Here is a 20782-nt window from a genome sequence, read left to right on the forward strand (position 1 = left end):
TTTCCGTACTCATGGGGTGTTCCCCGCGATTAGAAGGCCGGTCGTAACATCGTCAATTATCGCTTTTGCCATCTCGCCCAATTCGTGAGCGGCCCACGTAACAGTCTCATTGCCGTCATCCATGCCGCTAACCAAAGTCAACCTGTTTACTATTCCCAGCAGATTCGAGGCGTGTTCCAGAGCGTCCCCTACAGGGATGTCAGGGTTGATACGGAATATTTTTTGCCCGTCCACGTTGCAGGCGCCGAAGGACATACCGCCTGCTGTTTTGGCTTCGATGTGAGTGGTCTTCATAGCGCGCCCCCAGCATTTTCCAAGGTGCGAGCTTTGCTCATGTGTTGGTTGTAGCGAGCCAGTCGAGTGGACAGGCTGGAGTTTGCATGAAGGGCAGACATGGCCATGGCACGGTGTGCGGCGGCTCGACTGGAGTTACTGGACGGATTGAGGGCGTTTGCGTGCTTCATGAGGCGATACTCCAAGTTTAAATGGAGCTGCCACGAATCGCCGTCAAACGATTTAAGGTGGCAGCTGTGCGCAGGTTGACGGACCGGGAACTTGGAACCCGGCAGACCCGAAGGTCTCCCACGCACAGCCGCCATAACACGAAACTGCGGGCACAAAAAAAGCGCCTGCTGTCGGATGGGGCGCCTGTGCGCCAAGTTGCTCGGGCCGTCAAACCCGGTCACTGAATTTGCAGCGACAGCCGGAGCATAGCGCCTCGATTTTAGAAGTGCAACAAGCGGAGCTTGCGCGATTGCGCAATGCGTCATAAATTGAATGGGCATATGAGTCTACCTCTAACGCCTCCGGTTGCAGCCGGGGGCGTTTTCGTTAGTGCTGAGTGGCGACGGAGCGAGTCAGAGACAACCAGCTCAGGTGCTGGCCTTTACGGGACTCTGAGCGCATGTGCTCCAGGGCGGTAGGGTTGGCCAGCAGGTTGGGGATGAGCTGTTGTGCATCCTTGATCACCACTCCCTCTGGGATCTCGATGGCCAGCAACACCCAGTCGAGCGTCGGCCAGGCCAACAGCAGAACATGGGCACCCTCTGCGATCGCACGATCACGCAGCGCGCAGAGGTCATGTTTGCCCTTGGCTACCGCTGGAGGCAGAGTCGCTTCAACTGCATCAAGAAGGGAATGCGGCAGGAACACAGGGGTCATGCTGCCACCTGCCCACGGGCTGCGATCCGTCCCCGAACCCACTCCTGAACCTCACTCAATACCCAAGCAACAGGGGCACCACGTGCATTGCTGTGACTGAGCTTTACAGGCAGCGGAAAGCCGCTGTCAGCTCGCCGCATCAACTTGTAAATGGTGGGCCGCGCCAACCCTACAATCGCCATGACTTCTGGGATTCGAATGAGCGTCGTGGCCGGGTCGAGCAAAACTACGTTGGATTTGTTTGACTTGGTTTCTGTTGTCGCAGACATGGTCAGGCCTCGCTCGTTTTCTGGGAGCGATCTTTGAGCCAGGCCAGCAATGCTGCTTTGCTATAGCGCACTCGCGAACCGATTCGCATCCAAGCTGGGCCCGTATTGCGGGAGCTGCGCCAGGCGGCAAGCGTCCTATGCGAGACGCCCAGCTCGACGGCAACTTGGGCAGGCGTAAGAAGACCAGAGGGGTGGAGCTGGAGCGATTCGGCAAATCGCTGAATTACGGTGTTCATGGTGAGCGTCCTGTAACTTGGGAGAGACAGGACGAAATTTAGACATTCGGTTGTTATGGGTCTTTCTAAGGTTTTTACCAGTTTTTAGAAAGTGCTTTCCACCGGTAGTAGGCGGCTCTGGCGGCCTGGTAAGAAACAGCATGCTTTTCAGCTACCGTTTCGATTGCCTTAGTTACCACAAGCCCTTCCCTGCCTACGCAATGCATCACGTCAAAAAAAATATCTAGATCCCGCTGTTCACGCCAGCTCCTGACCCGTGGAGCGGGGCGCCCAGGTAGCCGGATTGCATCACTCCATTGCGCTCCCATTAGCACGTGAGTGAAGGACTTGGCCAAGCTGGCGAGAATCCATGGCTCGACTGGTTCTCCGGCTTCAACCCTGCCAATGAATCTGTCCAGCATGCAGGCGTCAAACAGTTCGTGATCCTCCTCGGAAGAACTCCCATCGTTCACTCGCCGAAACAGCTTATCGAGATCGTCCTCAGCCCATGGCACCCAATGCCAAAGCATGCGCTTTGGATTCTCACCATCAGGAATTAGGACCCAGCTGCGTGTACTACGAACAGATACCGCGTTTTTAAAAGTGTTATCCATGTCCTCTAATTCATCATCCATTACAGAACCCCTCGCCCCGAAAGCTCTGCGAACCCCCCGCGCCGTGATTCGACACAGCGTTTCCATCACCTTGGCCCGCAGGCAGAAGAGGCGGTTTTGAAGAACACCTTTCACCGTATCTGTGTGTTGTGTTCCATCTTTTTTTTGTTCGTGTTCCAGATCTGAAAGCCACGAATTTAAAGGGCTTCACGGATTTAGGAACACCAAGAACACTAAGAACACGAGATTTTAGGCCGGGGCTCTGGTGCATGCTCAAACCACCTTTCCAAAATTACCTTGGATTACGTTGCCTTTCTCCAGTCTGTCAAGGTAATCGGCGTACCACTGCATCATCGTTGTGCGTTGTGTCAAATACTGAGCCTTGTTGTAGATCCCGCGTACACCTGGCGCCTTGTGGCTGAGCTGGGCTTCGACGTGGTCGGCATCAAACTCGTGTTCGTTCAGGATGGTGCTGGCGATATGGCGGAAACCATGACCGGTCTGTCTGCCCTCATAGCCAAGGCGACGCAAGGCCATCAGAAACACGGTATCGCTACGGGGTTTGGTGCGGTCGCTTCTTCCGGGGAATAGCAGTGGGTAGGCTCCAGTCAGGCCGCGCAGCTCTTCCAGTATTTCAATGGCCTGACGGCTGAGTGGCACCAGGTGTTCAAGCCCTTTCTTGCGGCCCTTGCGTTCTACTGGGATTGTCCAAAGCTTTTTGTTTAGATCGAATTCTTCCCAGTGGGCTTCGCGCAGCTCGCTGGGGCGCACGGCTATCATGGTCAGCAGGCGTAAGCCGAGTTGTACGTCTTTGGCGTGGGGATAGGAGCGGATAGCACGGAGCAGGGCAGGCAGCTCCTCAAGGCTGACATGGGCATAGTTCTCAGCTTTACCTGAGGCCAAGAACTTGTGGACGCCCTCAAGCGGGTTGTTCACGGCTCGCCCCGTCACTCGGGCCAGATCGTACACATCCTTGCAGTAGGCCCTCACTCGGCTCATTTGCTCAAGAATGCCTTGCTGTTCCAGTCCGCGTAGCAGCTCCATCCACTCCATCGACAGGATGCCGGTGTACAGCCGTTTGCCGAAGGTAGGGAACACATGACGCTCCAGTGCGCCCATAACTCGTTTAGCGGTGCCAGCATCCCAAGAGTTGAGCCGGGAGGTGTGCCACTCCCGCGCCAATGATTCAAAGGTGCTGTTGCTGGCTGCCATATCGGCAGCTTGGCGGGCCTGTTTGGTTGCTATCGGATTCTTGCCCTCAGCTGCATCGGCGCGCAGTTCGGAAGCCTTCTGTCTGGCCAGCGCCCCACCGACCTCCGGGTAACCACCTAACCCCAGCCAGCTCCACTTACCTGCAGGCGTCTTGTAACGTAGTTGCCGGGACTTCTGGCCGTCAGGCTTCACGCGGAAATACAGGCCGTTGCCATCTTGTTCCCGGTATTCCTTGGTGTCGGGCTCCAGGCCCGCTAGGGCGGTATCAGACAGCGGGCGGCGCTTGATTTCGAGCGCTTCATTGACTTGTATCCCCTCGGTTCGATTTTTCATCAAGGATACACAGTGGGATACACGGCGGGAAGATATAGGGGTAGATAAGGAGATACAGCCAGAAACAAGAAAGCCCGCACTAGGCGGGCTTCTTGAGGTTGTTTAGAGACTCATGGAGACATCTGTAAACAGGTACTTGGTGGCTACACAGGGACTTGAACCCCGGACCCCAGCATTATGAATGCTATGCTCTAACCAACTGAGCTATGTAGCCAAGTGGCGCGCATTATTCCCCTGAAATGGAAAAGCGTCAAGCGTAAATCCAAAATATTTCTTCTTATTTTCAACCGCTTATCCTCCGGCCCCGAAAATCGGGGCCGGGGAGGGTGTCAGCGCAGGCGGAATCTGGCGGTATTGGCGCTCAAGGCTTCGCTGCCCTGGCTCAGGGTGTCCGCCGCAATGTTCACCGCCCGCGCGCCTTCGAGTAAACGCACCGCCGCCTGATCGACCTGCTGGATGTTGCCGCTCACCTCATCGGCGGTGCTGGCCTGCTCCTCAACCGCCGTGGCGATCTGCGCCAGGGTGTCGGTGACGCTTTGCACGGCGCTGGCAATTTCGCCCAGGCGTTCACCGAGGCCGGTGACGGCGGCGGCATCCGATTGCGCCTGACCGCACGCGGCTTCCATCAGGTTCACCGCTTCGTTGACCGTGGCGCGCAGGCTGTCGACGGTGCCAGCGATCTGTGCGGTGGATGACTGGGTGCGTTGCGACAGGCTGCGCACTTCGTCAGCAACCACGGCAAAGCCACGGCCCTGTTCCCCGGCGCGTGCCGCTTCGATGGCCGCGTTGAGCGCCAGCAGGTTGGTTTGCTCGGCGACGCCGCGGATGGTGTCGACGACCAGTTGAATCTGCTGGCCTTGTTCGCTGACCCGGCCCAATGCCGCTGCTGTTTCGTTCAAGCGCTGATTGAGCTGCTGAATGCTCGCGGTGGTGCGCTGGCTGTCGCGGCTGCTGTCGGCGGCGATGCGCCGGGTGTGTTGAGCACTGCCGGATGCCTGTTCGCAACTCTGTGCAACACCTTGCGAAGTGGCTGCCAGTTGCGTGGCCGCTGCGGCGATCTGGCTGATCTGCAACTGCTGCGCCTCAACTTCGCTGAGCGCACCGCTGGAATGGTCGTTGAGGCTGCGTACCGCGTTGCTCAGTTGCGAGGTCTCGTGATCGACACCGAGCATGCTGCTGCGCAATTGCACCACGGCCACGTTGAGCGCTGTGCTGATGGCCGCCAGCTCATCCCGCCCGACCACCGGCACTTGCAGGCTCAGGTTGCCGTCACGCAGGGCTTCGGCGAGCAGCGTGATGCCGCTGGCGCTGCGACGGATCGAGGCTTGCAGGCAGATGAACAGGTACAGCGCGGCCAGCAGCAGGCAACCGAAGATCGCCGCGACCAGGATGAACTGACGGATCGCCGAGCTGTGATAAGCATCGAGCCGTTGATCCAGCGACACCAGCGATTGCTGGCGCAAAGACGCGAGGTCGGTCAGCAGAGCGTCGAGGCTGCGCTCGAAGTCTTCCGGTTTCAGATTGATGCTGCCGCCGAACACACCGTCGTCGAGCACTTTCAAGCCGCTGTCGAGGTGTTTGAGGCTGTCGTGGTATTGGTTGGCCCAGCTCTGCTGATCTTTCGGCAGGCGGACTTCGAGCAGCGTGGCAGTTTTGACCAGTTGCTCGCGGGCATCGCCGATGCGGCTGCGCAGGTCACGCAATTGCAAACGGCTCTGCAAGGTAAATTGGCCGGAGACCACCGAGGCCTGGCCGACGGCAGCGAGGCGGCCCACCCGTTCGATCAGGTCCGGCGCGTGCTGCGTTGATATCTGCGTCAGCAGATAGGTTTCCAGCCAAGGTGCGAGCGTCAGGCGGTTGTCCATGACGATCTGCTCGCGCAACGCTTGCAGGGCACTGAGGGCGTTGGTGAAACGATCGTAGCCATCCGGCCACCAGCCGACGCTGCTCAGGCTTTTCGAATCCAGACCATTGAGTGCGGTTTGCAGCGCCTGATAGCGGGTGAGGGTTTCGCCTTGTGCGCCTTCGTTTTTCAGGGCGTTTCCCAAGTCCGTGGTGGCTTGCTGTACGGCCGGTTGTACGGCATCGAACGCGCCCATCGCCGCGAGAGTGGCCGGCGTCGGTTGACGATTCGTTTCCGTCGCGCGCCAGCGGGCCGCACGGTCGCGTTGCGCGGCGAGCAGGTTGTCCAGCGCATCCAGCGCCAGCAACTGACGCACGCCGGCGCGTTCGCCGGAGATCAGATGGAGCTTTTCACGATAGTCCTGGCCGATCATCAAAAGGCTACCGGCCAACGGCAGAATGAACAGCAGAAACAACAATTGGAATTTACGTGCGAAGCCAAATCGCCCCAGCAATTTGATCCCCGGCGAAAGAAAAGCCTGCATGCCCCATGACTCCCCTGGACACCACGCACCATTGGCGTGCACCACGGTCGTTCGACCTTGATGTTGTGCCCTGCTAAAAGGCCTCGAAAGTTCACTGTTGCCCGCTCTGTAGGCCGGCTCTGTAGCGAAACTTCCCATTGTCGGTCGTCTTTGTAAGGCGGCCGCGTTCAAGCAGAGAAGCAAGGCAAGATTCAGACCATGGCGTTGCGCTATCACCTTGCAGTCGACGATCCGTCAGTTAGTTAGCTGGCTAAGGGGATAGCGCAGATGCACCGAAAAATGGCACATTGACGCACCTGCCTGCGGGCACCTCTCTGCTGTCCGGAAACTTCCATGGCTATCAGCAACGCTCAGACCGCCGCTGCCTCGGCGACCGCTGCTTCGCAAAGCAGCCCTTTGGTGATGCGCATCATCGGCGCGGTGGCGCTGGCGCATTTGATCAACGACCTGATCCAGTCAGTGCTGCCGTCGATCTATCCGATGCTCAAGGCCAATTACGGCCTCACGTTTACCCAGGTCGGCCTGATCACTTTGACTTTCCAATTGACCGCGTCGTTGTTGCAGCCGTGGGTGGGTTATCACACCGATCGACATCCGAAACCGTGGCTGCTGCCAGCCGGTTCGATCTGCACGCTGATCGGCATTGTGATGATGTCGATGGTCGGCAGCTTCCCCTTGATTTTGCTGGCAGCGGCGCTGATCGGTATCGGTTCGTCGACATTCCACCCCGAAGCGTCGCGGATCGCGCGCCTGGCTTCGGGCGGGCGTTACGGTCTGGCGCAATCGACTTTCCAGGTCGGTGGTAACGCAGGTTCGGCATTCGGCCCGCTGCTGGCGGCGGCGATCATCATTCCGTTCGGTCAGGGCAATGTCGCGTGGTTCGGCCTGTTCGCGGTGTTTGCGCTGTTCGTGCTGTACCGCATCAGCCGCTGGTACGCCCATCACTTGAACCTGTTCAAGCTCAAGGCTGGTCAGGCAGCGACTCACGGACTGTCGAAGGGCAGGGTGACCACTGCGCTGGTGGTGCTGGGGCTGTTGGTGTTTTCCAAGTATTTCTACATGGCCAGCCTCACCAGCTATTTCACCTTTTACCTGATCGAGAAATTCGACCTGTCGGTGGCCAGCTCGCAGTTGCACCTGTTCCTGTTTCTCGGCGCGGTGGCGGCGGGGACGTTCTTCGGCGGGCCGATCGGCGACAGGATTGGCCGTAAGGCGGTTATCTGGTTTTCGATCCTCGGTGTGGCGCCATTCACTTTGCTGATGCCTCACGTCGATCTGTTCTGGACCAGCGTGCTCAGCGTGGTAATCGGCTTCATTCTGGCCTCGGCGTTCTCGGCTATCGTCGTGTACGCGCAGGAGCTGGTGCCGGGCAATGTCGGGATGATTGCCGGGATTTTCTTCGGCCTGATGTTTGGTTTTGGCGGGATTGGTGCGGCGTTGCTCGGGCACCTGGCGGATATACACGGGATTGAGTATGTGTATTTCCTGTGTTCGTTTTTACCGTTGTTTGGCGTGTTGGCAATTTTCTTGCCGCGTACCAAAAAGGCCTGACCCCCACTCCTACAGGGAAATGTGTTGGGCTATAAATTTCAGGCACAAAAAAACCGCGTATCAAACGCGGCTTTTTCTTGTGCGGGTGTTGCTTAGACGTTGAAGCGGAAGTGCATCACGTCGCCGTCCTTGACGATGTATTCCTTGCCTTCCAGACGCCATTTGCCCGCTTCCTTGGCACCGGCTTCGCCCTTGTACTGGATGAAGTCGTTGTAGGCGATGACTTCGGCGCGGATAAAGCCTTTTTCGAAGTCGGTGTGGATCACGCCAGCGGCTTGCGGGGCAGTTGCACCGACCTTGACGGTCCAGGCGCGGACTTCTTCGACACCGGCGGTGAAGTAGGTCTGCAGGTGCAGCATTTCGTAGCCGGCGCGGATCACGCGGTTCAGGCCCGGCTCTTCCAGGCCCAGGGCCTCGAGGAACATGTCTTTCTCTTCGCCGTCATCGAGCTCGGCGATTTCCGCTTCGATCTTGTTGCACACCGGCACGACCATGGCGCCTTCTTCTTCGGCGATGGCGCGAACCACGTCCAGGTGCGGGTTGTTGTCGAAGCCGTCTTCAGCGACGTTGGCGATGTACATGACCGGTTTGGTGGTCAGCAGGTGGAAGCCCTTGATTACTGCCTTTTCGTCAGTGCTCATGTTCTTCATCAGGCTGCGCGCCGGTTTGGCTTCGGTGAAGTGCGTGATCAGTTGCTCCAGCAGCGCCTTCTGCACCACGGCTTCCTTGTCACCGCCCTTAGCGTTGCGCGCGACTTTCTGTAATTGCTTCTCGCAGCTGTCGAGGTCGGCGAAGATCAGTTCCAGGTCGATGATTTCAATGTCGCGCTTGGGGTCGACGCTGTTGGAAACGTGGATCACGTTTTCGTCTTCGAAGCAGCGCACGACGTGAGCGATGGCATCGGTTTCGCGGATGTTGGCGAGGAACTTGTTGCCCAGGCCTTCACCTTTCGAGGCGCCGGCAACGAGGCCTGCGATGTCGACGAATTCCATGGTGGTCGGCAGGATGCGCTTGGGATTGACGATTTCCGCCAGTGCTTGCAGGCGCGGATCCGGCATTGCCACGATGCCGCTGTTCGGCTCAATGGTGCAGAAGGGGAAGTTTTCGGCCGCGATACCGGACTTGGTCAGGGCGTTGAACAGGGTGGACTTGCCGACGTTAGGCAGGCCGACGATGCCGCAATTGAATCCCATGGTGTTTCCCCTCGGGTAAAAGTCAGGCCTTCTGGCTGTGCAGGTTTTTCATCGCGCGGTTCCATTCCCCGGCGAGGATATCCGGCAGCACGCCGAGGGCAAAGTCGATGCTGGCATCGAGTTTTTCCTGTTCGGCGCGTGGCGCACGACCCAGGACGAAATTTGAAACCATATTGGCAACGCCCGGGTGGCCAATGCCAAGCCGCAGGCGGTAGAACGTATTCTGATTGCCCAGTTGCGCGATGATGTCGCGCAACCCGTTGTGACCGCCATGGCCGCCGCCCTGCTTGAGCTTGGCGACGCCCGGAGGCAAGTCGAGTTCGTCGTGCGCCACGAGGATTTCTTCAGGCTTGATGCGGAAGAAACCGGCGAGTGCCGCCACGGCCTGGCCGCTGCGGTTCATATAGGTCGTGGGAATCAGCAGACGAACATCCTGACCCTGGTGCGAATAGCGCCCGGTCAGGCCGAAATATTTGCGATCGGCCACCAGATTCACGTTCTGGGCATGGGCGATGCGCTCAACAAAAAGGGCCCCTGCGTTATGCCGGGTCTGGTCGTATTCGGCGCCTGGATTTCCCAGGCCAACGATCAGTTTGATGGCAGTCACGATAGGGGCCCTTCCTTTGAGTGGTGAATAACATCGCCGCAATCTGTGACAGCGGCGAAAGTGGACGAAAAATGCTCATTTACCATGGATGTAAACTCCGCGTTCTCGCCCGCTTTCTCGCTACGTTCCAGTCCGCGATGTTACTTGCTCACTCAGACAGAACAGAGTGGATTACTCTGCTGCGCCTTCTTCGGTAGCTTCTGGAGCAACACGTGGAGCGTGGACGTTGGCAACAGCCTTGTCATCGCCGTGTGCCAGAGCAACGAACTCAACACCTTTAGGAGCTTTGAGGTCCGACAGGTGAATGATGGTGCCGATTTCTGCTTTCGACAGGTCGACTTCGATGAACTCAGGCAGGTCTTTCGGCAGGCAGGTCACTTCGATTTCAGCAACAACGTGCGAAACTTCGCCGCCTTTCTTCACTGGAGCTTCTTCGCCAACAAAGTGTACAGGCACGATGGCGGTCAGTTTCTGGCCGGCAACAACGCGTACGAAGTCAGCGTGCATCACGTGGCCTTTGGCCGGGTGACGCTGCAGAGCCTTGATGATAACGTTTTGCTTGGTGCCACCAACGTTCAGCTCGATGATGTGGCTGTAAGCCGCTTCGTTTTCGAGCAGTTTGGCAACTTCTTTGGCCAGCATGCTGATGGATTCAGGGGCTTTGTCGCCACCGTAAACTACAGCTGGAACCAGGCTTGCGAGACGACGCAGGCGGCGGCTCGCACCTTTCCCCAGGTCGGAACGCACTTCAGCATTCAGAGTAAAATCGTTCATTTTGTATCTCCAAAATAGCCATGACCGCGTGGCGTTTGCGACCAGCGCCGAACACGGTATGGGCAAAAAAGCCCCGCCCCGGCAGAGATGCCGGGGCGGGGCGCTTTTCGTCAACGAGACATTTCGTGAAGGGCAGGGCCCTTAACGGAACATCGCGCTGATCGATTCTTCATTGCTGATGCGGCGAACCGCTTCGGCAACAACCGGTGCGATATCCAGTTGACGGATACGTGCACAGGCTTGTGCTGCAGCGGACAGCGGGATGGTGTTAGTCACCACCAGCTCGTCCAGCACGGAATTTTCGATATTCTCGATGGCCCGACCCGACAGCACAGGGTGTGTGCAATAGGCAAAGACCTTGGCTGCGCCATGCTCTTTCAGGGCCTTGGCCGCATGGCACAGAGTGCCGGCGGTATCGACCATGTCATCGACCAGAATACAGGTACGCCCTTCGACATCACCGATGATATGCATCACTTCAGAGTGATTGGCTTTCTCACGGCGTTTGTCGATGATCCCGAGATCGACACCCAGCGACTTGGCAACGGCCCGTGCACGCACGACGCCACCAATGTCCGGGGACACGATCATCAGGTTTTCGAAGCGCTGATCTTCAATGTCATCCACCAGAACCGGGGAGCCGTAGATGTTATCTACCGGAATATCGAAGAAGCCCTGAATCTGGTCAGCATGCAGATCAACCGTGAGAACACGGTCGATGCCGACTACGGTAAGCATGTCAGCGACGACTTTCGCGCTGATGGCCACACGTGCGGAACGCGGACGGCGATCCTGACGGGCATAACCAAAATAAGGAATAACAGCAGTGATGCGAGTAGCCGAGGAGCGGCGGAAGGCATCAGCCATCACTACCAGTTCCATCAGGTTATCGTTGGTCGGAGCGCAAGTCGGCTGAATAATGAAGACGTCTTTACCGCGAACGTTTTCATTGATCTCGGCTGTGATTTCGCCGTCGGAAAACTTGCCGACAGAGATGTCACCGAGAGGGATATGCAGCTGACGTACGACACGCCGAGCCAGATCGGGGTTAGCGTTCCCCGTAAAGACCATCATCTTGGACACGCGCAGTACCTAGAGGCTGAGGGTAACCTGGATGAGTAGAGAAAATGGCAGGGGCGGCTGGATTCGAACCAACGCATGGCAGGATCAAAACCTGCTGCCTTACCGCTTGGCGACGCCCCTGTATCTGTTGCATCAAGTGCCGAGCACCTGGTTCCTTTAGAGCAGACTTTGCAGCTTGCGGTGCAACATCGAAACGTTGCTGCCTTTGGCTACAAACCCTGTAAGGGTCTCTGTCAGAAGGGCCGAGACTTTATCAGCTTCAGCTTTGCTTGGGAAGCCCCCAAACACACAACTTCCAGTTCCGGTGAGCTTTGCTTCGGTAAATTTACCTAACAAATTCAATGCGTTACGTACCTCTGGATAACGCCTTGCAACCACCGGCAAGCAGTCATTTCGACTGTTTCCCTCGGGAACGGGGCGCACTTTAATGGGCGGTGTGTTACGTGTCAACAAAGGATCGGAAAAAATTTCTGCCGTACTAACAGAGACTTGCGGCACAAGCACCAGATACCACGGTTCTTCGGGGTCGACCGGGGTCAGTTTCTCGCCCACACCCTCGGCGAACGCCGCGTGGCCACGCACGAAAACCGGCACGTCGGCGCCGAGTGTCAGACCCAGCGCGGCCAGTCGATCTTCATCCCAGCCCAACTGCCACAGGTGATTGAGACCGAGCAGTGTCGTCGCCGCATTCGAACTGCCGCCACCGATGCCGCCGCCCATGGGCAGCACCTTGTCGATCCAGATATCGATACCGAGTGTGCAGCCGGATTGCTGCTGGAGCATTTTCGCCGCGCGCACGATCAGATTGCTGTCGTGCGGCACACCGGTGAACTCGGTGTGCAGGCGAATCACGCCGTCATCGCGCACGGCATAGGTGATTTCATCGCCGTAATCGACAAACTGAAACAGGGTCTGCAATTCGTGATAACCGTCAGCGCGGCGTCCGAGAATGTGCAGCATCAGGTTGAGTTTGGCCGGCGAGGGCAGGGTCAGGCGCGCAGCGGTCATCGTTTACTGCCCCAGCTTGCGCGGTTGCCAGGTCTTGATCACCAGCGTCACGTCGAGGTCGGTGCCGTGCAGCTTGATGCGCTCGGGCAACCAGTAACCATTTTGTTCGGTGTAGGCGGTGTATTCGACTTTCCAGCCATCCTGTTCGAGGCTGGCCAGGCGGCTGTTTGCGTCGAGATTCAGGCGACTCTTGCTTTCCGGAGCCGGCAAACCACGCACCCACCACGCCAGATTCGACACGGGTAATTTCCAGCCCAGCTGTTCTTCAAGCAAAGCTTCGGGCGATTGCGCTTCGTAGCGGCCCTGATTGGCGACTTCCAGCGAGACCTTGCCCGGGCGCCCGGTCAGGCGTGCCGCGCCACGACCCAGCGGGCCGGACAGGCGAATGTCGTAATAGTCCTGACGCTGCAGCCAGAACAGCGTGCCGCTGCCGGAGTCTTTTGGCGCGCGAATGCCGATCTTGCCGTCGATCTGCCAGCCATCGAGGGCGGTCAGTTGCTGTTTGTTGGCGGCCCATTGAGCCGGGGTGCCGTGGCCTTCGACCGATTCGCGAGTGCCAAAACCCGAGCAGCCGGCGAGCAGGGCGATGAAGCTGAAAACAATGACGTGGCGCAAAAACATGGGTTAAAGAGTCTCGGATCCGGTCAGGCGCTTGATGGTGCTGCGCAGAATGGTGCTGTCGGGCTGGTCCTTGAGGAACTTGCCCCACACTTGTTTGGCTTCGCGTTGATTGCCCTTGGCCCACAACACTTCGCCCAGGTGCGCGGCGACTTCGTGATCGGGGAAGCGCTCCAGGGCCTGACGCAGGTATTTCTCCGCGTCGTCCAGATTGCCCAGGCGGTAATTCACCCAGCCAAGGCTATCGAGCACCGCTGGATCATCCGGGTTGATCTGGTGTGCCTGCTCGATCAGGGTTTTCGCTTCGGCGTAGCGGGTGGTGCGGTCGGACAGGGTGTAGCCCAGCGCATTGAGCGCCATGGCGTTGTCCGGGTCACGCTTGATGATCAGGCGCAGGTCTTTTTCCATTTGCGCCAGATCATTGCGTTTTTCCGCGAGCATGGCCCGGGTGTAGAGCAGATTCAGATCGTCCGGGTATTGCACCAGCGCTTGCTGCAGAACCGTCCAGGCCTTGTCGTCGTGTTTATTGGCCGACAGGGTTTCCGACTCGATCAGGAACAGCTGGATCGCGTAATCGGGTTGTTCGTCACGTTCGGCGGCGAGTTTGCGTTGTGCTTCGGCGGTCTTGCCGTTGTTCATCAGTATGTCGGCCTGACGCAACTGCGCTGGCAGATAGTCGTTGCCCGGGCCGACTTGTGCGTATTCGATGAGCGCGCCTTGCGGGTCGTTGCGTTCTTCGGCGATGCGACCCAGGTTCAGGTGCGCCGAATCGACGTGGCTTTCACGGGCGATCAGGTCTTCCAGATAACCCTTGGCCTCGTCCCAGGCCTTGGCTTCCAGGCATACCAGTGCCAGCGAATAACGCAGTTCGTCGTCTTCGGGGTATTGCTGAACGAGGCTGGAGAACTCGGCCTTGGCGTCGTCCATGCGGTCCTGTTCTACCAGCATGCGTGCGTAAGTCAGGCGCAGGCGCTTGTCGTCCGGGTATTTCTTGATGCTTTTCTGCAGCAGCGGCAGCGCTTCGTCGCCACGGTTGAGGATTTGCAGCAAGCGCGCGCGCAGCAGAATCGGCGCGATCTCGCCGTCTTCCGGTGGATTGTCTTCGAGCAGGGCCAGCGCACCTTTGTTGTCGCCGTCTTGTTGCAGCAGCAAGGCCTTGCCGAAAATCAGCTGACTGTTGTTCGGATGGCGCTGCAACAAACGGTCGAAACTTTTCATCAGGCCGTTGCGGGTTTCCTGATCGGTGTCAGCGGCGGACAGCGCGAGGAAGTCGAAATGCGTGTCGCCCTTGCCCTGCAGGACTTTCTCCATATACACCATGGAGTCGTCATAACGCCCGGCGCGTGCCAGTTGCACGGCGGCGGCGCGCTGCGCTTCAAGATCGTCCGGAGCGTTTCTCGCCCAGATCAGCGCGGTATCGAGGGCCGGTTGATCGGCGCCCAGGTACTCGGCGATGCGAAATGCACGCTCGGAAATGCCCGGATCCTGCGTGTTGATGGCCTGGGTCACGTAGTTGTCCAGGGCAATGTCGAAGCGATTGCGCTGGCCGGCGAGTTCGGCGCTCAGCAGGCTGAAAACGGTTTCCTCGCTGAACGAGCCGTAAACCTTGGGCTTTTCAGGTGCGGGCGTGGTGTCTTCGACCGACGGCGTGCCGCTCGGCGAAACGGGAGCCAAGGCTTGGCAGCCGCTGAGGAAGACAAAAGCGAGGAGCAACGCGGAAGATCTATTCATATAGGAAGAGGACGGCTAAACCTGCGGTCGGATCATCATGACACAAGCCTTCGGCCAAACATAACCGAGTCTCGATTGTGGCCATTATAGGGGCCGACAATTGGGACAATAGTCAGCGGTAGTTGTTCTGGATCTTTCGAAGTAGGACAATTGCCGGCTTCACGTCACCACCAGCGACCTTGAATGGCCTTCCTTGCACTCGGTATCAACCACAAGACTGCTTCCGTAGACGTCCGCGAGCGCGTGGCCTTTACGCCAGAACAGCTGGTGGAGGCCTTGCAGCAGCTCTGCCGACTGACCGACAGCCGCGAAGCCGCGATCCTCTCCACCTGCAATCGCAGTGAGCTTTATATAGAACAGGATCAGCTATCGGCGGATATCGTGCTGCGCTGGCTGGCCGATTATCACAAGCTCAGTCTCGATGAGCTGCGCGCCAGTGCGTATGTGCATGAAGACGATGCGGCGGTTCGTCACATGATGCGCGTCGCCTCCGGGCTCGATTCGCTGGTACTGGGCGAGCCACAGATTCTCGGTCAGATGAAGTCGGCCTACGCCGTGGCCCGCGAGGCTGGCACCATCGGCCCGCTGCTGGGGCGGCTGTTTCAAGCCACCTTCAATGCCGCCAAGCAGGTGCGCACCGACACCGCGATCGGCGAAAACCCGGTGTCGGTGGCGTTTGCCGCCGTCAGCCTGGCCAAGCAGATTTTCAGCGACTTGCAGCGCAGCCAGGCCTTGCTGATCGGCGCCGGCGAGACCATCACCCTGGTTGCCCGCCATTTGCATGAGCTGGGGGTCAAGCGCATCGTCGTTGCCAACCGTACGCTGGAGCGTGCCAGCCTGTTGGCCGAGCAGTTCGGTGCCCATGCGGTGCTGCTGTCGGATATTCCGGCGGAGCTGGTGCGCAGTGACATCGTCATCAGCTCGACCGCCAGTCAGTTGCCGATCCTCGGCAAAGGCGCGGTTGAAAGTGCGCTGAAGCTGCGCAAGCACAAGCCGATCTTCATGGTCGACATCGCCGTTCCACGCGATATCGAGCCGGAAGTCGGCGAGTTGGACGACGTTTACCTGTACAGCGTCGATGACCTGCACGAAGTGGTCGCCGAAAACCTCAAAAGCCGCCAGGGCGCAGCGCAGGCGGCGGAAGAGATGGTGTCGGTCGGCGCTGACGATTTCATGGTGCGCCTGCGTGAACTGGCGGCAGTCGACGTGCTCAAGGCCTATCGTCAACAGAGCGAACGCCTGCGCGACGAAGAATTGCAAAAGGCCCTGCGCCTGCTGGCCAACGGCGGTAATGCCGAAGATGTGCTCGGGCAACTGGCCCGGGGCCTGACCAACAAATTGCTGCATGCGCCCAGCGTGCAGCTGAAAAAGCTGTCTGCCGAAGGCCGCCTCGATGCGCTGGCCATGGCCCAGGAACTCTTTGCCCTTGAGGGCTCACCGGATAGTTTTTCGGATAAAAAACCGCAATGAAAGCGTCACTGCTCAACAAGCTGGACACCCTCCAGGACCGTTTCGAGGAACTGACCGCGTTGCTCGGCGACGCCGAAGTCATTTCCGATCAGACGAAGTTTCGCGCCTATTCCAAGGAATACGCCGAACTCGAGCCGGTCGTGCAGGGTTATAAAAAACTGCTCGGTGTACAAAGCGATCTTGAAGGCGCACAGGCGCTGCTCAAGGACAACGACCCGGACATGCGCGAAATGGCCGTGGAAGAAGTCCGCGACGCCAAGGAATTGCTGATTACTCTGGAATCCGACCTGCAGCGCATGTTGCTGCCCAAGGATCCCAACGATGGCCGCAACGTGTTTCTGGAAATTCGCGCCGGCACCGGTGGCGACGAAGCGGCGATTTTCTCCGGCGACCTGTTCCGCATGTACTCGCGTTACGCCGAACGCCGTGGCTGGCGCGTGGAGATCCTCTCGGAAAACGAAGGCGAACACGGCGGCTATAAAGAAGTCATCGCGCGCATTGAGGGCGACAACGTTTACGGCAAGCTGAAATTCGAGTCCGGCGCGCACCGCGTACAGCGCGTACCCGCCACCGAATCCCAGGGCCGTATCCACACGTCGGCGTGCACCGTGGCGGTGTTGCCCGAGCCGGACGAACGCGAAGCCATCGAGATCAACCCGGCGGATTTGCGCGTCGACACCTACCGCTCCTCCGGGGCCGGTGGTCAGCACGTCAACACCACCGACTCGGCGATCCGCATCACCCACATACCGACCGGCACCGTGGTCGAGTGCCAGGAAGAACGTTCCCAGCACAAGAACCGTGCGCGGGCGATGGCGTGGCTGTCGGCCAAACTCAATGATCAGCAGAACGCCGCGGCGGCCAACGCCATTGCCAGCGAGCGCAAACTGCTGGTCGGTTCTGGCGACCGTTCCGAGCGCATCCGCACCTACAACTATGCTCAGGGCCGGGTCACCGACCATCGCGTCAACCTGACCCTGTACTCGCTGGATGAAATTCTTGCCGGTGGCGTGGAAGCGGTGATCGAGCCGTTGCTGGCCGAATATCAGGCGGACCAACTCGCGGCGATAGGTGAATAAATGACCATCATCGCCAGCCTGTTGCGCGCCGCCGAACTGCCGGATTCGCCGACCGCGCGTCTGGACGCCGAATTGCTTCTCGCCGCAGCGCTGGGCAAATCGCGCAGTTTTCTGCACACCTGGCCCGAGCGCATCGTGCCGAGCGAGGCGGCGCTGACCTTTGCTGAGTATCTGCAACGGCGCCGTGGCGGCGAGCCGGTGGCTTACATTCTTGGCCAGCAGGGTTTCTGGAAACTCGATCTGGAAGTGGCGCCGCACACGCTGATCCCACGCCCCGACACTGAACTGTTGGTGGAAGCGGCGCTGGAGCTGTTGCCCGCGACCCCGTCGAAAGTGCTCGATCTTGGCACCGGCAGCGGTGCCATCGCCCTGGCCTTGGCCAGCGAGCGCCCGGCGTGGCGAGTGACGGCGGTGGATCGCGTGCTCGAAGCCGTCGCGTTGGCCGAACGTAATCGTCAGCGCCTGCACCTGAACAACGCCACGGTGCTGAGCAGTCATTGGTTCAGCGCGCTGGCCGGTCAGCGTTTTCAGTTGATCATCAGCAATCCGCCCTACATTGCGGCAGCCGATCCGCATCTGGTCGAAGGCGATGTGCGCTTTGAGCCGGCCAGTGCTTTGGTCGCCGGTGAAGACGGGCTCGACGATCTGCGTTTGATCGTCGCCCAGGCGCCGGATCATCTCGAAGCCGGTGGCTGGCTGATGCTCGAACATGGCTATGACCAGGCCGAAGCCGTGCGCGATCTGCTGCTGACCCGTGGGTTTACCGAGGTTCACAGCCGCACCGATCTCGGTGGTCACCAACGCATCAGTCTGGGGCGCCTGCCGTGCTGAATGATCAGGAATTGCTGCGCTACAGCCGGCAGATTCTGCTGCAACACATCGACATCGACGGGCAACTGAAGCTCAAGGACAGTCGCGTGTTGATTGTCGGCCTTGGCGGTCTCGGTGCGCCGGTGGCGTTGTATCTGGCCGCCGCCGGGGTCGGGGAGTTGCATCTGGCGGATTTCGACACGGTCGACCTGACCAATCTGCAACGGCAAATCATTCATGACACCGACAGTGTCGGCATGAGCAAGGTCGATTCGGCACTCAAGCGCCTGGGCGCGATCAACCCCGAGATTCAGCTGATTGCCCACCGTCAGGCGCTCGACGAGGATTCTCTGGCGGCTGCGGTGACGGCGGTGGATCTGGTGCTCGACTGTTCGGATAACTTTTCCACCCGCGAGGCCGTCAATGCGGCGTGCGTAGCGGCGGGTAAACCGCTGGTCAGCGGCGCGGCGATTCGCCTGGAAGGGCAGTTGTCGGTGTTCGATCCGCGGCGTGCCGAGAGCCCGTGTTATCACTGTCTGTACGGGCATGGCAGCGAGGCCGAACTGACTTGCAGCGAGGCCGGCGTGGTCGGGCCGCTGGTAGGTCTGGTCGGCAGTCTGCAAGCACTGGAGGCGTTGAAGCTGCTGGTCGGTTTCGGTGAGCCGCTGGTGGGACGCCTGCTGCTGATCGATGCGCTCGGTTCGCGTTTTCGCGAATTGCGCGTCAAGCGTGATCCGGGCTGCAGTGTCTGTGGTTCGCGCCATGCGTGAAGCGCCGATCGGCGTGTTCGATTCCGGTGTCGGCGGCTTGTCGGTACTGGCGGAAATCCAGCGCTTGCTGCCCAACGAGTCGCTGCTCTATGTCGCCGATTGCGGGCACATTCCCTATGGTGAAAAAACCCCGGAATTCATCCGCCAGCGCTGCACTGCGATGGCCGGGTTTTTCCGCGAGCAGGGCGCCAAGGCGCTGGTGCTGGCGTGCAATACCGCGACCGTTGCCGGTGTGGCCGATCTGCGCCGCGACTTCCCCGAGTGGCCAATTGTCGGTATGGAGCCGGCGGTCAAACCTGCTGCCGCCGCAACCCGTAGCGGTGTGGTCGGCGTACTCGCCACCACGGGCACCTTGCAGAGCGCCAAGTTCGCCGCGCTGCTTGATCGCTTCGCGGCTGACGTGAAGGTCATCACTCAGCCGTGCCCGGGGCTGGTCGAGTTGATTGAAAACGGTGACTTGCACAGCGCGCAACTGCGCATTTTATTGCAAGGCTATGTCGCGCCCTTATTGGCCCAGGGCTGCGATACGATAATTCTCGGCTGCACGCATTATCCTTTCCTGAAGCCGCTGTTAAAGACAATGATCGGCGACGATATCAGCCTGATCGATACCGGTGCGGCAGTGGCGCGGCAACTGCAACGGTTGCTCGGTGAACGTGATCTGCTTGCCGCAGGCCCATGCCAGCCAGTGAAATTCTGGACCAGCGCCGATCCGGCGTCCTTCAGAAAGATCCTGCCGCTGCTGGGCCAACCCGCCGCTGATGTGCAAAACTTCGACTTGTAAAAAAAATGTGAAATAAGTCGAAATTCGCTGAACTTCTGTTCAAGCGCTGACTTCTATAGCGACAGCAGCACTAAAAACCAAACGATCGTTCCGGAAAAGGAAGTTTCAAAGTGAAGCGACTATTCTGCTTGGCCGCGATTGCGGCCGCACTGATGGGGCAAAGCATTTCTGCACAAGCCGCTGGCGTTGAATTCGCCGTTGGCGGTACCAGCGATTCGACCATGACTTATCGCCTGGGCATGAATTTCGACTGGGACAAGAGCTGGCTGCAGAGCGACGTCGGTCGCCTGACCGGCTACTGGAGTGGCGCTTACACCTACTGGGAAGGTGACAAGACTTCCAGCAACAACAGCCTGTCGTTCTCGCCTGTATTTGTTTACGAGTTTGCCGGCCAGTCGGTCAAGCCGTACGTTGAGGCGGGTATCGGCGCGGCGTTCTTCTCCAACACCGAATATGAAAGCAACAAACTGGGCGGCTCCTTCCAGTTCGAAGACCGCATCGGTTTCGGCCTGCGCTTCAATGGCGGGCATGAAGTCGGGATTCGTGCGACGCACTATTCCAACGCCGGTTTGTCCAGCGACAACGATGGCGTAGAGAGTTACGCGCTGCATTACACGATGCCGCTCTAACCACTAAACGCCTTAACCTTTGTGGGAGCGAGCCTGCTCGCGAAAGTGCTATTTCATTCAACATCTTCGTTGAGCATGAAACAGCTTTCGCGAGCAGGCTCGCTCCCACATTGGTTTTCAGGGTGTACCTGAAGTCAGCGGTAGGCCGTGGTGATGCCTTTGCGTTCCTCGATGCACTCCGGCGCACCCATTTCGAATTCGCGGCAGATCAGCGGGCGTTTTTCGTAGATCGTGCACATCATGCTGTCGCGATCCAGTGCCGCGCACCAGCCGTCGTCCAGACGCAGCATGACTTCGCCGCCCCACTCATCGGTATCGATAAAACGCTCAGGCACGCCTGTGTCGGTGATCAGCATGACTTCGAGCTGGCAACAGCAGGCGGCGCAGGTCGAGCAAGTGACCGCCGGTTCGGCGATTTGTTGGTGAGGGATGGTTTTCATGGCGCCAGTGTAAGGCAGCGGCCGCTGTGCGTGTGAATGCGCTG

At 59.0% G+C, this 20782-nt stretch carries 22 protein-coding genes and 2 tRNA genes; 7 read left to right on the forward strand and 17 right to left on the reverse strand.

The window, feature by feature from the left end:
• Positions 1 to 9: 9 nt before the first annotated feature.
• From M0746_RS01595 to M0746_RS01630, 8 genes are all read right to left on the reverse strand, one after another.
• Positions 10 to 294, reverse strand: coding sequence for a DUF3077 domain-containing protein (locus tag M0746_RS01595; protein ID WP_235860982.1), 285 nt, complete (start codon positions 292 to 294; stop codon positions 10 to 12).
• Positions 295 to 831: 537 nt separating this feature from the next.
• The gene (locus M0746_RS01600) at positions 832 to 1161 is read right to left on the reverse strand and encodes a hypothetical protein (RefSeq protein ID WP_092233477.1); all 330 of its coding nucleotides are present in this window, start codon (positions 1159 to 1161) and stop codon (positions 832 to 834) included.
• Complete coding sequence (locus tag M0746_RS01605) at positions 1158 to 1430, reverse strand: helix-turn-helix transcriptional regulator (RefSeq protein ID WP_092233480.1); 273 nt, start codon at positions 1428 to 1430, stop codon at positions 1158 to 1160. The genes M0746_RS01600 and M0746_RS01605 overlap by 4 nt, the downstream gene beginning before the upstream one ends.
• 2 nt (positions 1431 to 1432) lie before the next feature.
• Positions 1433 to 1666 (reverse strand): helix-turn-helix transcriptional regulator, encoded by a 234-nt coding sequence (locus M0746_RS01610; RefSeq protein WP_092233482.1) that lies wholly within the window; start codon positions 1664 to 1666, stop codon positions 1433 to 1435.
• Between the two features lie 74 nt (positions 1667 to 1740).
• Positions 1741 to 2280: a hypothetical protein gene (locus tag M0746_RS01615; RefSeq protein ID WP_139273548.1), complete on the reverse strand. Its 540-nt coding sequence runs from the start codon at positions 2278 to 2280 to the stop codon at positions 1741 to 1743.
• A gap of 252 nt (positions 2281 to 2532) precedes the next feature.
• Positions 2533 to 3804: a tyrosine-type recombinase/integrase gene (locus tag M0746_RS01620; protein ID WP_258448017.1), complete on the reverse strand. Its 1272-nt coding sequence runs from the start codon at positions 3802 to 3804 to the stop codon at positions 2533 to 2535.
• 137 nt (positions 3805 to 3941) lie between these two features.
• A tRNA-Met gene (locus M0746_RS01625) sits at positions 3942 to 4018 on the reverse strand.
• Positions 4019 to 4133: 115 nt separating this feature from the next.
• Positions 4134 to 6191 (reverse strand): methyl-accepting chemotaxis protein, encoded by a 2058-nt coding sequence (locus tag M0746_RS01630; protein WP_258448018.1) that lies wholly within the window; start codon positions 6189 to 6191, stop codon positions 4134 to 4136.
• A 333-nt stretch (positions 6192 to 6524) separates the two neighbouring features.
• Between M0746_RS01630 and M0746_RS01635 the strand changes: the two genes are divergently transcribed.
• On the forward strand, positions 6525 to 7742 hold the full coding sequence (locus M0746_RS01635) for an MFS transporter (RefSeq protein WP_258448019.1): 1218 nt from the start codon (positions 6525 to 6527) through the stop codon (positions 7740 to 7742).
• A 92-nt stretch (positions 7743 to 7834) separates the two neighbouring features.
• Here the strand turns inward: M0746_RS01635 and ychF are convergent, their stop codons facing one another.
• From ychF to M0746_RS01675, 8 genes are all read right to left on the reverse strand, one after another.
• On the reverse strand, positions 7835 to 8935 hold the full coding sequence (ychF, locus tag M0746_RS01640) for a redox-regulated ATPase YchF (RefSeq protein ID WP_258448020.1): 1101 nt from the start codon (positions 8933 to 8935) through the stop codon (positions 7835 to 7837).
• Positions 8936 to 8957: 22 nt separating this feature from the next.
• Positions 8958 to 9542: an aminoacyl-tRNA hydrolase gene (pth, locus tag M0746_RS01645; protein WP_258448021.1), complete on the reverse strand. Its 585-nt coding sequence runs from the start codon at positions 9540 to 9542 to the stop codon at positions 8958 to 8960.
• A gap of 171 nt (positions 9543 to 9713) precedes the next feature.
• Positions 9714 to 10316 (reverse strand): 50S ribosomal protein L25/general stress protein Ctc, encoded by a 603-nt coding sequence (locus M0746_RS01650; RefSeq protein WP_090286251.1) that lies wholly within the window; start codon positions 10314 to 10316, stop codon positions 9714 to 9716.
• A 141-nt stretch (positions 10317 to 10457) separates the two neighbouring features.
• On the reverse strand, positions 10458 to 11399 hold the full coding sequence (locus M0746_RS01655) for a ribose-phosphate pyrophosphokinase (protein ID WP_003171603.1): 942 nt from the start codon (positions 11397 to 11399) through the stop codon (positions 10458 to 10460).
• A 45-nt stretch (positions 11400 to 11444) separates the two neighbouring features.
• Positions 11445 to 11519 (reverse strand) — tRNA-Gln (locus M0746_RS01660).
• Positions 11520 to 11555: 36 nt separating this feature from the next.
• Entirely contained in the window at positions 11556 to 12407 is an 852-nt protein-coding gene (gene ispE / locus M0746_RS01665) for a 4-(cytidine 5'-diphospho)-2-C-methyl-D-erythritol kinase (protein ID WP_258448022.1), read from the reverse strand.
• Positions 12408 to 12410: 3 nt separating this feature from the next.
• A complete protein-coding gene (gene lolB, locus M0746_RS01670) occupies positions 12411 to 13028 on the reverse strand; it encodes a lipoprotein insertase outer membrane protein LolB (RefSeq protein ID WP_258448023.1) in 618 nt (205 codons plus the stop codon).
• A gap of 3 nt (positions 13029 to 13031) precedes the next feature.
• The gene (locus tag M0746_RS01675) at positions 13032 to 14756 is read right to left on the reverse strand and encodes a tetratricopeptide repeat protein (RefSeq protein WP_208939782.1); all 1725 of its coding nucleotides are present in this window, start codon (positions 14754 to 14756) and stop codon (positions 13032 to 13034) included.
• Positions 14757 to 14939: 183 nt separating this feature from the next.
• Between M0746_RS01675 and hemA the strand changes: the two genes are divergently transcribed.
• The 6 genes from hemA (at position 14940) to M0746_RS01705 (ending at position 20298) form a co-directional block, all read left to right on the forward strand.
• Positions 14940 to 16226, forward strand: coding sequence for a glutamyl-tRNA reductase (gene hemA / locus M0746_RS01680; protein WP_093098369.1), 1287 nt, complete (start codon positions 14940 to 14942; stop codon positions 16224 to 16226).
• Positions 16223 to 17305, forward strand: coding sequence for a peptide chain release factor 1 (gene prfA / locus M0746_RS01685; RefSeq protein ID WP_258448024.1), 1083 nt, complete (start codon positions 16223 to 16225; stop codon positions 17303 to 17305). The genes hemA and prfA overlap by 4 nt, the downstream gene beginning before the upstream one ends.
• Complete coding sequence (prmC, locus tag M0746_RS01690) at positions 17306 to 18136, forward strand: peptide chain release factor N(5)-glutamine methyltransferase (protein ID WP_258448025.1); 831 nt, start codon at positions 17306 to 17308, stop codon at positions 18134 to 18136. It begins immediately after the preceding gene.
• Entirely contained in the window at positions 18130 to 18885 is a 756-nt protein-coding gene (locus M0746_RS01695) for a molybdopterin-synthase adenylyltransferase MoeB (RefSeq protein WP_258448026.1), read from the forward strand. The genes prmC and M0746_RS01695 overlap by 7 nt, the downstream gene beginning before the upstream one ends.
• Positions 18878 to 19669: a glutamate racemase gene (gene murI / locus M0746_RS01700; RefSeq protein WP_258448027.1), complete on the forward strand. Its 792-nt coding sequence runs from the start codon at positions 18878 to 18880 to the stop codon at positions 19667 to 19669. The genes M0746_RS01695 and murI overlap by 8 nt, the downstream gene beginning before the upstream one ends.
• Before the next feature lie 110 nt (positions 19670 to 19779).
• On the forward strand, positions 19780 to 20298 hold the full coding sequence (locus tag M0746_RS01705; protein WP_024014291.1) for an acyloxyacyl hydrolase: 519 nt from the start codon (positions 19780 to 19782) through the stop codon (positions 20296 to 20298).
• Between the two features lie 134 nt (positions 20299 to 20432).
• On the opposite strand, the gene M0746_RS01710 is transcribed toward M0746_RS01705, so the two are convergent.
• Positions 20433 to 20738, reverse strand: coding sequence for a YkgJ family cysteine cluster protein (locus tag M0746_RS01710; protein WP_258448028.1), 306 nt, complete (start codon positions 20736 to 20738; stop codon positions 20433 to 20435).
• Positions 20739 to 20782 lie beyond the last annotated feature (44 nt).

Source organism: Pseudomonas sp. S11P7, assembly GCF_023195435.1.
Classification (GTDB): domain Bacteria; phylum Pseudomonadota; class Gammaproteobacteria; order Pseudomonadales; family Pseudomonadaceae; genus Aquipseudomonas; species Aquipseudomonas fluorescens_G.